9 protein-coding genes and 1 pseudogene are annotated in these 11,810 nt (G+C 69.5%); 8 read left to right on the top strand and 2 right to left on the bottom strand.

Annotated features, from left to right (window positions below; translation table 11 throughout):
- The first annotated feature begins 170 nt into the window (after positions 1–170).
- The 3 genes from AB0947_RS22685 (at position 171) to AB0947_RS22675 (ending at position 4,399) form a co-directional block, all read left to right on the top strand.
- Positions 171–662 carry a DUF3761 domain-containing protein gene (locus AB0947_RS22685; RefSeq protein WP_366752151.1) on the top strand — a complete coding sequence of 164 codons (492 nt, stop codon included), beginning with the start codon at positions 171–173 and terminating at the stop codon, positions 660–662.
- A gap of 497 nt (positions 663–1,159) precedes the next feature.
- Positions 1,160–4,015, top strand: a complete 2,856-nt coding sequence (locus tag AB0947_RS22680) for a PKD domain-containing protein (RefSeq protein ID WP_366752150.1) — start codon at positions 1,160–1,162, stop codon at positions 4,013–4,015.
- A gap of 60 nt (positions 4,016–4,075) precedes the next feature.
- Entirely contained in the window at positions 4,076–4,399 is a 324-nt protein-coding gene (locus AB0947_RS22675; protein WP_366752149.1) for a hypothetical protein, read from the top strand.
- Positions 4,400–4,431: 32 nt separating this feature from the next.
- On the opposite strand, the pseudogene AB0947_RS22670 reads toward AB0947_RS22675, so the two are convergent.
- Positions 4,432–4,614 (bottom strand): annotated as a pseudogene (locus tag AB0947_RS22670) (hypothetical protein); the annotation flags it as partial.
- A gap of 287 nt (positions 4,615–4,901) precedes the next feature.
- Between AB0947_RS22670 and AB0947_RS22665 the strand changes: the two are divergent.
- From AB0947_RS22665 to AB0947_RS22655, 3 genes are all read left to right on the top strand, one after another.
- On the top strand, positions 4,902–6,221 hold the full coding sequence (locus AB0947_RS22665) for an epoxide hydrolase family protein (protein WP_366752148.1): 1,320 nt from the start codon (positions 4,902–4,904) through the stop codon (positions 6,219–6,221).
- Positions 6,222–6,418: 197 nt separating this feature from the next.
- On the top strand, positions 6,419–6,994 hold the full coding sequence (locus AB0947_RS22660) for an endonuclease domain-containing protein (RefSeq protein ID WP_366752147.1): 576 nt from the start codon (positions 6,419–6,421) through the stop codon (positions 6,992–6,994).
- Between the two features lie 457 nt (positions 6,995–7,451).
- On the top strand, positions 7,452–7,994 hold the full coding sequence (locus tag AB0947_RS22655) for an MOSC domain-containing protein (RefSeq protein ID WP_366752146.1): 543 nt from the start codon (positions 7,452–7,454) through the stop codon (positions 7,992–7,994).
- 305 nt (positions 7,995–8,299) lie between these two features.
- Here the strand turns inward: AB0947_RS22655 and AB0947_RS22650 are convergent, their stop codons facing one another.
- Complete coding sequence (locus AB0947_RS22650) at positions 8,300–9,268, bottom strand: NADP-dependent oxidoreductase (RefSeq protein ID WP_366752145.1); 969 nt, start codon at positions 9,266–9,268, stop codon at positions 8,300–8,302.
- Positions 9,269–9,356: 88 nt separating this feature from the next.
- Between AB0947_RS22650 and AB0947_RS22645 the strand changes: the two genes are divergently transcribed.
- Both AB0947_RS22645 and AB0947_RS22640 read left to right on the top strand, forming a co-directional pair.
- Positions 9,357–9,935 carry a TetR/AcrR family transcriptional regulator gene (locus AB0947_RS22645; RefSeq protein ID WP_366752144.1) on the top strand — a complete coding sequence of 193 codons (579 nt, stop codon included), beginning with the start codon at positions 9,357–9,359 and terminating at the stop codon, positions 9,933–9,935.
- A gap of 515 nt (positions 9,936–10,450) precedes the next feature.
- On the top strand, positions 10,451–11,563 hold the full coding sequence (locus tag AB0947_RS22640) for a PP2C family protein-serine/threonine phosphatase (protein WP_366752142.1): 1,113 nt from the start codon (positions 10,451–10,453) through the stop codon (positions 11,561–11,563).
- The last annotated feature ends 247 nt before the right edge of the window (positions 11,564–11,810 follow it).

The following is an 11,810-nucleotide window of genomic DNA, read 5'->3' as shown; positions in this document are numbered from 1 at the left end:
GCGGCGGATGGCGGTCGCGTCGGGGGGCACCTGGGCCTCCGCAGCTTTCCGCACCAGCCGGGCACCGTGTCGAGGGACGTCACAAATGGGTGACACGTACGCGCCACCGACCCACCAGGAATCACAACCGGCGCTAACGTTCGCGCTATTGACACGTCCTGGGGGGACACATGACCAACCCATACAGCACGTCCCAGCAGCCGCCCGCCCGGATTGCCCCGAAGTGGGCACGCAAGCGGTACGTACTGCCCACGATCGGCCTGGCCTTCTTCCTCGGCATCGGCGCAGGCGCCAGCGACCAGAACAACGGCAGCGACGCCAAGCCGGCAGCCGACAAGGTGCGGCCGACCGCCACGGCCACGGTCACCACGACTGCCACTGCCACGGAAACGGCCACGCCGGAACCCGCGCCGACAGTGACCGAGACCAAGACGGTCAAGGTGAAGGTGACGGTCACCGCACACGCTGCCGCGGCGGGCTCCGGGAGCAGCGGCAGTTCGTCGGGCGGCTCTTCCGGAGGCAACAGCTCCAGCTCCTCGGGTGGCTCCACCGGGGCCGGGAACGGCGCCACCGCTCTCTGCAATGACGGCACGTACTCCTACGCCGCACACCACCAGGGCGCCTGCTCGCACCATGGAGGCGTAGCCGTCTTCTACAGGTGATGCGGCGCTGCAGGGCGAGTGCGGCAGAACGTGCTGTCGGCCAGACGCCGACGTACGGCTCCTGACCCGCAACCCGAGCCACAGTGACGGCCCCCGGCAAGGGCACCCCCGAGTTCCAGCGGCAGGAAATCGCAGGCGTTCCCGGTGTGCGGTACGAACAGGGGCCACCGCAGCTTGGTCGCATTGGCGGCTTGGCGTGCAACTCGTCGCGACACCCGACGCCTTGAGCAAGGCAAGGCCGGATCGTGGCCGTTCCTTTAGGGTGTGGCTGAGATCATGAGCCCGCGCATAGCTCCTGAGCCGAACCGTCCGGGACCGGCAGATCGGGCCTGCGGCCGGCAGGTCGTGCCTGCGGCCGGCGGCTTGCTCCCACCACGTCATCGCCTCACGAGCGGTGGGTCGACGACCCGCGCATCCGGCCCCGGTGCCGTCATCCGCACCGCCGATCCTTCCCTGGAGCTCATATGCGAAGACCTCGCCCCGCGTCTGGTGTGTCCGTGGCCGTTCTCGTCGTCGCGGGGGTGATGAGCGGCTGGGGAACCGGTGAGGCGGCGGCTGGGCCGAGCCCGGCCGGGACGCTGTACGTGAATCACGACGGGGTGTGCAGCGACACGGCGACGGGCTCGGCGAGCATGCCCTTTTGCACGGTGCAGGCAGCGGCGGACGCGGTGGCACCGGGGCAGACGGTTCGTCTCGAGTCGCCGGACGGCCTTCCCTACGTCGAGTCCGTGACCCTGACCCGGTCCGGCACCAAGGACGCTCCCATCACGTTCACCGGGGCCGCCCTCGTCCCCGGCGTCTCGCCGACGGTCCTCACCCCGAAGGGATCAGCACCGGCGCTGACGCTCGAAGCGGTGCACGACGTGCGTATCCAGTCGCTGGGGATCGGCTACGCGAGCGCGGACGCGGTAGCGGTGACGGGCTCCACGGGCGTCACCCTCGACCGGTTGTCGTTCCGTCGCCCGGTGCCGTCGGCCGGCGGCACCGGTACCGCGGTCAGCGTGGACGGCGACTCCTCGGACGTGACCGTGTCGCGCAACTGGGTCCCGCACGGGTACGCCTACGGCGTGCAGGCGCAGTCGGGAGCCTCGCGGGTCATCGTGACCACCAACGTGGTGACCGATCCGCGGCGGGGCGGGATCGCGCTGACGGGAACGTCCGGCGCCGCCGTGACGAGCAACACGGTCATCGCTCCGTGCGCCACCGGGATCTCGCTGGAAGGCGCGAGCCGGGGGACCGTGGAGAACAACGTGGTCGCCTCTGTCGCAGCGGGGCAGTCCGACAGTTGCCCGGCACCCACGGCTCCGCTCTACTCCGTGTCCGCCGCATCCGCTGACCAGGTCACCGGCGACTACAACGTGGCGGCGAACGGTGTCGGTACCTCCGCCCGGCCGCGGCCCGAGTACGCGTGGGCCGGCACCGCCTACACCACCGCCGTGTCGCTGCACGACGCGACCGGTCAGGGCGCGCACGACATCGACGGGCTCAACGTGTCCACCGCAGCGGCGCCGCCCGAGCACTCCGCGCTCATCGACTCCGCCGACGCCGACGCACCGGGTGAGCTCACCTCCGACATCGACGGCTTTCCGCTCGTCGACGACCCCCTCGTCGACGACACCGGCGCAGGCAGCGGCCCGACGGCCCGCCCCGACCGGGGCGCCTTCGAACGGCAGGACGCCATCACCGTCCCCGGCGACGACATGCCGTCGCCGTCACGGGGCGTCGCGCCGTTCGTCACCTCGGTGAGGACCGACGACGCCACCACTTCGTGGGGGAAGTCGATCGCGACGTACTCGGTCGACTTCGGGGACGGCGGCGCCCCGGTCACCCAGGCACCGGGCGCCCCGATCACGCACACCTACACCACGCCGGGCGTGTATGCCCCGGCCGTCACGGTGACCGACGCCGGCGGGTCGAGCCGCACCGTCCGGTTCGCCGCCGTCGACGCGGGTACGGCCACACCACCGGCCGCCTCGCTTTCCGGCGCCCTGGTCGCCACTGCCGACGGGCAGGTGGACGCCGGGGACGCGTTGTTCACCGTCGCGCAGCCGGCGGACGCGTGGGAAGTCGCCTCCCGGGTCCTGACGTTCGGTGACGGTGACCATGAGAGTCTGGCCGACGGCCCCCAGAAGATCGAGCACCAGTATCCGGCGGCGGGCTCGTACACCGCCACGCTGACCCAGACCGACCTGCTCGGCCGCACCACCACCGCCAAGGTGACCGTGCACGCCGCGGACGCCTTCCTGCCCATCACCGCGCAGTACGACGCCGAGAGGACGATCCCCGCCCACGGCGTGCTGAAGCTCTCCGCGGCCACCGTGCACGCCGACTCGGAGGGCGTCGACGCGGCGCGCCTGCAAGTCGTCACCAGCGGAGCCAAGGCCAGGGGCACCCTCACCCTCTACACCGACGGCACCACCAGGCCGGGCACCTCCACCGTCGGCTTCGAGCCCGGCCGGACGGTCTCCAACGAGGCGACGGTGAAGGTGACTCCCACCGGTGCGATCGACCTCTACAACGGCAGCTCCGGCCCGGTCACCGTCAATGTCGCCACGCTCGGCCTCCAGTCGCACGCGCAGTTCGGCCGCACCTACCACCCGGCCACGCCGATCCGTCTGCTCGACACCCGCGGCGCCACCGGCGGCCACACCGGGGCGGTCGCCGGCGGCCACTCGGTCACCCTGACCGTCTCGGGCGCCCACGGCGTCCCGGCCGACGCGAACGCCGTGGTGCTCAACGTGGTGGCGACCGCCACCAAGGGCTCCGGCAGCCTGACCGTCTCCCCCGCCGGCACCATCAACTCCGGTGCGAGCGGCCCGTACTGGACCACGGGGCAGACCGCCAGCGTCCAGATGGTCGTCCCCATGGTTCCGCTGCTCAACGGCAAGGTCGTCCTCCGCAACAACAGCAAGTCCTCGGCGCACCTCGTCGCGGACGTGGTCGGCTGGTACGGTCCCACCGCGAGCGGTACGACGTTCCAGCCGGTCAGCCCGGTCAGGATCCTCAACACCCGTACGGGAACGGGCGGGAGGACCGCGAAGCTCGGCGCTCACGCCACGCTCAGGCTCAAGGTCACCGGCGCCCACGGGGTACCGGCGAGCGCGGTGCGCGCGGTCGACCTCAATCTCACGGTGCCCTCGCCGAGCGGCAGCGGCTACCTCGTCGCCTACGCCGACGGCACCACCCGACCGGACGTGCACTCGGCCGACTACACCAGCGGACACTCCGCGGCCGGCGCCGCGCTGGTCAAGGTGGGCGCGAACGGTGAGATCGACCTCTACAACGCCGGCTCCACCGCCGTCGACGTCGACATCGACCTCCTCGGCGACTACGGCCTCAACACCGTGGGCTGACCGCACGACAGGCCGTCGAGTCCACCCTCGGATGCCCCGGAGTTCTCCGGGGCATCCGACATGCTCTTCGGCAGCGACTGGCCTTTCACGCCCACCCCGGCCGGGCAGTTCTTCGCCAACGGTCTCGACACCGGCGTCGACGCCACGACGCTGGAAGCCGTCAACCACGTCAACGCCGGACTGCTGTTGAGCGGCATGGCCGCGCCACTGCTTGAGCTTGCTGATACACCGCTCAACGGTGTCGCGCTGCTTGTAGGCCTCGCCGGGACCGCCTCCGGTGTGGCCCTGCGGCGGCCTGTCCGCAAGGGCGCCCGGCTTCTGGCCATGACCTGCTGGAACCCAGGTGCGTCACCGTCACCGGCCTGGCCAGGCGTGGTGACGTAAGCGAGTGGTCGGCAGCGGCCGTCGGCAGCGAGGTGGATCTTCGTGGTCAGCCCGCCACGGGAGCGTCCGAGGGCATGATCGGCCGGCTCGTCGGCCGGGGCCCCCTTTGACCGGCCCCCGCCGCGTGCCGCTGAGCCCGCACGATCGTGGAGTCGACGGCGACGACCCAGCTCCATCCACGGCATCCCGGTGCGGCACTTGAACGCGAGCGTGTCGAACCCCTGCCGCTGATCCCGCCACCGGCCGCCCCGCTTCCTTCTGGCGCGCGCTCCTTGCTCTCATCCATTCGAGTTGCGCACTCACGAACAGTTATGTACTGTTACTTTCAGTAATGCACCCACCCGGGCATTCACGAGCCAAGCGACTGCAGAACCGTCCCGAATGCTCATACGTGCAGCAATCACGGGCGCGCCGCACTACTTTCCTCACGGACGACCGATTCGATGCCGTGAGAGTGCCGCGAATGCCCCCCTCAGCGATTGAGACCATCCGAGGAGACATCATGCCCGAGGCTCTCCGTGCGCCCTCTCGCAGGAAGTTCCTCTCCACTTCGGCCGCCGTGGCCGCGTCAGCGACAGGTGTCGTCGGCCTGCGCTCCTGGGACCTGTCCGGAAAACCGGCCGCGGCGAGCGAGCGGCAAGCCATCCGGCCGTTCCGGGTGGACATCCCGGAGCGAGAACTCACCGAGCTGCGGCGCCGCATCGCGGCGACACGGTGGCCCGACCGGGAAACGGTCCGCGATCAGTCCCAGGGCGTCCAACTGGCCACCATGAAGGAACTCGCCGGCTATTGGGAAACCACCTACAACTGGCGAAAGGTCGAGAAGAAACTCAACTCGCTGCCGCAGTACAAGACGGAGATCGACGGGCTGGACATACACTTCATCCACGTTCGCTCCCGTCACCCGGACGCGCTCCCGATGATCCTGACCCATGGCTGGCCCGGATCCGTCCTGGAGTTCCTGAAGGTCATCGGCCCGCTCAGCAACCCCACGGCCCACGGCGGCCGCGCCGAGGATGCCTTCCATCTCGTCATACCGTCCATGCCCGGCTACGGCTTCTCGGAACGGCCGACGACCACCGGGTGGAATCCCGACCGCATCGCCCGCGCCTGGGCCGTGCTGATGGAGCGGCTGGGCTACAAGCACTACGTGTCCCAGGGCGGCGACTGGGGTGCCGTCATCTCGGACAAGATGGCGGTCCAGCGGCCGGCAGGACTGCTCGGGATCCACGTCAACTTCCCCGCGACCGTCCCGCCGGACATCGCCAGGAAACTGGCGTGCGGCGACCCCGTACCCGCCGGCCTGAGCCCGGACGAGAAGGCGGCGTACAACAAGCTGGCCACCTTCTACAAAACCGGATCAGGCTACTCGGCCATGATGGTCACCCGCCCGCAGACCGAGGGATACGGGCTCGCGGATTCCCCCGTCGGCCTGGCCGCCTGGATGTACGACAAGTTCGCGGCCTGGACGTACAGCGGCGGCCATCCGGAGCGCGTGCTCACCAGGGACGAGATGCTCGACGACATCACGCTCTACTGGGTGACGAACACCGCGACTTCTTCCTCGCGGCTCTACTGGGAGAACAACGCCAACAACTTCAACGCCGTCTCGGTATCGGTCCCCGCCGCCATCACTGTGTTCCCCGGCGAGATCTACCAGGCACCGAGAAGCTGGGCGTCGCGCGCGTACCACAATCTGTTCTACTACAACCGGGTCCGCAACGGCGGCCACTTCGCGGCCTGGGAAGTCCCGGACATCTTCACGAAGGAGCTACGCGCGGCCTTCGGTACGCTGCGCCGCACGCATGGCACGGGGAAGTAGAGCGCCTCGGCGTCCTCGTACATGCCTTCCGGGGAGCCGCTGGCGGTACAGCCCAGCAGGGCACGCCTCCGGCCTCAACGCCGGTTCGCCTCGCGGAGTCCGGGGCTGAGGTGACACGGCGAGCCGGTCGGTAGCGGGTCGGTGGGGGCGCACCATGCTCGGCCATCACTGTCAGTGCCTGGCTCTAGGCTCCCGCCATGTCATGGATGGCGGGGTTGAGCTTTGAGTACGAACCGCAAGATGAGTTCTGCACCTGGTGTGCGGAATGGGTCACTCGACTCGTCAATGACCGGCTGTGCGTGAAGTGCTATCGCATGCAGCGGGGGATCAAGAAGTATGGGCTCTCGATCGCCAGGTACAACGCCATCTGGCGCGCGCAGGGCTTCGCATGCGGCCTCTGTGGGGGCAACGAGGAGCCGTGCGATGGGGGTATCCCTCATGCTGCGCCTCGGCCGTGGCACATCGACCATGACCACGCCTGCTGCCCCCAGGGGCGGTCCTGTGGCCGCTGCGTACGCGGGATCCTCTGCCGACGCTGCAACGTCAACGAGCTGCCGCGGCACGAGCGCGTCCTTCGCCGAGGTGTCGGCCTGCGGAACCCCCTGATCGACGCCTACCTCAGCAACCCCCCGGCGAAGTCCGAAGAGGCAAGAGTCATCCGCGGACGCGACGACACCTACCTCCCGACCTCGTGGGCCTTCATCCACGACGAGCAAGCGGCCGAACAGGCCGCGCGCCGTGGCGTGAATACGGCGAGCGCAGCAGTCTTCTGAAGCTCCGCAACGTGGCGCAGACCCCGTACGCCTCCGGCCCCGTGGCCGACCAAGCGCAGACCGGACTGCCCGCCGGCGAACACCGCCCCGCCGGGCCGGCAGGGCGGCTCAGCGTGACAGCGGCGAGGGCTCACCAGTGCGTGTGTCGACGTTGTGCGCCTGCCGGCCTGTGTAGGCGGGCAGGAGCACGATCAGGTACGTGCGTTTCGCGCGCGGCTGATCTACCGGCCATGTTCGGACGCCCGGTCGGACGGTCGCAAGAGCCATGGCCTGATCACTGCCATACGGCGGAGGTTACGCCAGCTCCGGTACCGCCACGACGTTCTCGACGGCTGCCCCACCGGCACCGGAAGGTCGGGAACCGCCTCACCCGCGATGGATCGTGGAATGCTGTGCCTTGACGGGCGAAGGCTAGGCTCGTGGCTGAGCACGGTTACCGACGAGGGGGTTCCGAGGTATGAGCGGGCGAGTGACGGCGGTCAGCAGCAACGGGGAGTACTCGTTCACCAAGCCGAACCGGGACAGCGTCAGATTGCTCACCGGTCTTGGTGTGGAGGGGGACGTTCACGCCGGTGTGACGGTCAAGCACCGCTCGCGCGTCGCGCAGGATCCCACCCAGCCGAACCTGCGCCAGGTCCACCTCATTCATGAAGAGCTCTTCGCCGAGGTCGGCGAAGAAGGCTTCAAGGTGGCGCCCGGCGAACTTGGCGAGAACATCACCACGAGCGGCATCGATCTGCTCGGTCTGCCGGTCGGCACATTGCTGCGCATCGGCGACTCCGCCGTCCTGGAAGTCACCGGCCTCCGCAATCCCTGCCTGCAGATCGACAACTTCCGGGACGGGCTGCTGAAGCAGGTCGTCGGCCGCGACGAGGCGGGGAACATCGTGCGCAAAGCCGGAATCATGAGCATCGTGAGGGAAGGCGGCGTAGTGCGCCCTGGCGACATGATCGAAGTGGAGCTTCCCAGCGGTCCACATCGACCCCTGGACCGGGTCTGACCAGTTTCCCGGGCGGGCCTTGAGGTGTGAAGTCTCGGGGCCCGGTGACTGCCGACGCCCGCGGCTTCGTCGCGATGCGCAGGCACCTGAGACTGTCGAGGTCGAGGGCGCGCAGGTTGGCGGCGTACTCTTCGGCCGACCGGGAGCCTGCGAGAGCCGCTTCAGGAACGGCTGCCTCGTCGTGCTCTACGGCCAGCCGGTGTCGCGCATCGCCCAGCGCACCACGAACAAGATCCTTACCGGAGCTGAGGCGTTCAGCTTCAGCTGGGCCCCGGCCAGTGAGATTCCCGAGCCCCTGGAGTGGGTCAGGGCTGGGGCTGGAGGTCGATGACGACCTTGCCGCGGACGTGTCGGGCCGCCTGGAGCTCGACAGCCGCGCGGATGTCCTCGACGGGGTAGGTCGCCGCGAGGGGTACCCGCAGGCGGCCCGCCGCGACGAGGCGCGCGATGTTCTCGAGAGCGTCGGGCGCGGCGTTGGCGCCGTTGGCGGCGGGAACGCCGTCGACCTGGGCGGCGATGGTGCAGATGCGGTCGTCCGGGACTCCCAGTTCGCGCGCGACGTGCACCGTGTCCGTGCCATGCAGGTCCAGGGCGGCGGTAACGGCGCCTGCACCGAGATCGCGGACTCTGCCGGCCAGGCCCTCGCCGTACGCGACCGGTTCGGCGCCGAGGCTCCGCAGATACTCCGCTGACGACGGCGAGCCGGTCCCGATGACGCGCGCGCCCGCGATCCGTGCCAGCTGGACCGCGAACACGCCGACTCCGCCGCCCGCGCCGCCGGCCAGCACCGTGTCGCCTGGACCGAGGCCAAGTATGTCGAGAGCGGCGGACGCGGTGCTGCCCGCGATCGCGAGCGTGGCGGCGGTGCGGTCGTCGACCCCGTCCGGGGTGTGGTGGGCGATGCCGCCGGCGATGTTCCCGTCCGCGTCGAGGACGACGTAGTCGGCGACCGCCCGGGACAGTGCCGCCCCGAAGACGCGGTCACCGAGCGCGAAGCCGTTCACGCCGGCACCGACCTGGTCCACGACTCCGGCGTAGTCGGTGCCGAACCCGCAGGGCAGGCTCAGGCCGAACCGTGCCGCGGTCCCTGCGTCGGCGGTCATGATCCAGTCCATCGGGTTCAGTCCGGCTGCCGACACGCGGACGCGGATCTGCCCGTCGCCCGCCTTGGGTTGAGGCACATCCTTGACGGCCAGGACCTCCGGGCCGCCGAACGAGTCGAGCAGGACAGCCCTGCTCGGGCCGTCTCGAAGTGCGTCGCCGTGTTGCTGCACGTCTTACTCATTTCCTCGTGTTCGTGGAGCCGCTTTAAACGGACTATGCTCCGCTTATGGAATCCAGCATAACCGGAGCGTGATCCGTTTGACGAGTTCCAAGCCGCGGGGGACACGGGCCGACGCCGTCCGCAACCGCGATCAGCTGCTTGAAGTCGCGACACGCGTGCTCGCCTCGCCCGACGCCGAGACGTCCCTGCGCGCCATCGCCCGCGAGGCCGGTGTCGGTATCGGGACGCTCTACCGCCACTTCCCGACGCGCGAGTCCCTCGTGGAGGCCGTCTACCGCGATCAAGTCGGCCGCCTCACGAACGGCGCCCGGGACTTGCTCGCCGAGGAGGCCCCGGCCGTCGCGATGCGACGATGGATGGACCTGTTCGGCAACTGGATCGCGACGAAGAACGGCATGCTCGACACCCTGCCGACCCTGATCGAGTCCGGCGCGGTCGGCCACGCCCAGACCCGGGACGAGCTCCTGAACGCGATAGCGACGATCCTCGACGCAGGCCGCGCAGCCGGAGACCTCCGGTCCGACGTCACCGCCGAAGAGGTCGCGGCCGGCCTGATCGGGATCTTCACGGTCGCGCACCAGTCCGGCCACGCGGTCACGGCCGATCGCCTCCTGGACATCCTCCTGGACGGCCTTCGACCTCAGAGGCACCCGTGAGGACCAGCCGAACGAAGGCGACTGCCAGGACTGGGCAGTACGGAGGCTCTGTCCCGCCCGCGTTCGGCACTGTTCGTTCGGCTCGCTGCGCGGCGGCGGTGAGCAGTTGCGCGACAGGCCAGGAATCCGCCGGGCGCGTCGGTGCCCTCGCTCAGTTCGCGCCGGATCGTCCCGCTCGGGCACGTAGGCAGCTGGTGGTCGGGGTCTGGCAGGTCGCGGCTCGCCGAGGACGAACCGTGAGAGGTGGGCGGGTGGCGGCTCGCGGGTGGCTGCGCGTTGGTACGGAGACCCTACGAGGTCGAGATACCGTTCCTCGGCCGATGGGCTGCTGATACGCAGGCGGTGGTGGCGGTGGCGGCGGCGGGAGCCGTCGTGGAGGTTCCCACCGCCCTGGGTCGCGCTCGCAGATCACTGTCCGACGGTCCACTGTTGAGGCTGTGGACTCCTGGAAGCGACGTCCTGCTGGGCTCGGGCGGATATGGCGGCCACGTCACACGGGTCTGCTGATTCCGCTCGTGCTCATTGTCCTGATCACGGTCGCGGACACGGTGACCCCTGCCGAAATCGTCCTCGGCCCCCTGCTCGTGATCGCGCCCGCGCTCACCGCGTGGTTCGAGGGCCCCTGGACGACGGGCGGCGTCGGAGTCCTGGCCGTGGCGGCCCAGACGTTCATCGGCTGGCGGTCCGGGCTGCTGACCTCACGGGGCGTGATGGTGCAGATCATCGCTCTGTCCGTGCTCGTCACCCTGATCGTGGTCATGTGTGTGGTGCGGGATCGGCGCAGCCGCCAGCTGGCGCAGGTGCGCTCGGTCGCCGAGGCCGCCCAGCGCGTCTTGCTGTGGCCCTTGCCGAACCATCTGGGGAGCCTGCGGCTCGCTTGTCTCTATCTGGCCGCCGAGGACGAGGCCGAGATCGGCGGTGACCTGTACGCGACCGCGCACACCGAGGGCGCGGTCCGCCTGATGATCGGTGACGTGCGGGGCAAGGGCCTGCCCGCGATCGGGGAGGCCGCCCTTGTTCTCGGCGCCTTCCGGGAGGCCGCTCACCAGCACGCCGGTCTGCCGGAGCTGGCCGGCGCACTGGAGAGGAGCATCGCTCGATACCTCGCCGACTTCGAGCCGCTGGACGAAGCCGGGGAGCGTTTCGTCACGGCGCTGCTGCTGGAGATTCCGGATGACGACCACGTCGTACGATTGACCAGTTGCGGCCATCTGGCACCGCTCCGGCTCGCTGCGGACGGCTCCGTGAGCACCCCGGACCTGCATCCCGCACCTCCACTCGGCATCGGCCTGACGGACACCGAAGATCACCCAGTGGATGTGGTGCCTTTCGCCCCCGAGGACACGCTGCTGCTCTACACGGACGGTGTCATCGAAGCGCGGGATCGCAGCGGTGCCTTCTACCCGATCACGGACCGCGTCGCACGGTGGGCCGGCAGCGACCCCGAAGCGCTGCTCCAGCACCTCAGGCGTGACCTCATCGCCCATACCGGCGGACGCCTCGGCGACGACATCGCCCTCATCGCCGTCCGCCGCGCCACCAACCCGTACTCACGGCACCACCTCGGACAGGCTTTCCCGTCCGGTGGACTCCGCCACGGTTCCGGATCCGCCCGGCCACCGAGCTGAGTATGAGGTCACCGCGCTCCAAGATCGCCTCGTCAGCGAGTTCCAGGGCGTCGAGCCCGTGCCGTGCGCAGACGGTGCCGGCCACCTCACTCGCCCGAAGCAGGCAGGCATACAGCAGGAACAGGAACAGCAGCGCGGAAATCAACGGCTGGGCAAAAAAGACGCGGATGTATGTGCCCCCTGACCTTGCCTCGATCACTCAAGGTCTCCGGCTACGTTACTTTCGGTGACGTACGGAGATGCCGTA

The organism is Streptomyces sp. NPDC047841 (assembly GCF_040704085.1).
In the GTDB taxonomy this organism is placed as follows: domain Bacteria; phylum Actinomycetota; class Actinomycetes; order Streptomycetales; family Streptomycetaceae; genus Streptomyces; species Streptomyces argyrophylli.
The sequence above is the reverse complement of the archived record's forward strand: the minus strand, read 5'-3'. Positions and strand labels throughout refer to the sequence as shown.

What these genes read in the sequence shown, in the direction of transcription:
- AB0947_RS22685 (WP_366752151.1), top strand. Translation starts at nt 171, where the DNA reads ATGACCAACCCATACAGCACGTCCCAGCAGCCGCCCGCCCGGATTGCC.
- AB0947_RS22675 (WP_366752149.1), top strand. Translation starts at nt 4,076, where the DNA reads ATGCTCTTCGGCAGCGACTGGCCTTTCACGCCCACCCCGGCCGGGCAG.
- AB0947_RS22665 (WP_366752148.1), top strand. Translation starts at nt 4,902, where the DNA reads ATGCCCGAGGCTCTCCGTGCGCCCTCTCGCAGGAAGTTCCTCTCCACT.
- AB0947_RS22660 (WP_366752147.1), top strand. Translation starts at nt 6,419, where the DNA reads ATGTCATGGATGGCGGGGTTGAGCTTTGAGTACGAACCGCAAGATGAG.
- AB0947_RS22655 (WP_366752146.1), top strand. Translation starts at nt 7,452, where the DNA reads ATGAGCGGGCGAGTGACGGCGGTCAGCAGCAACGGGGAGTACTCGTTC.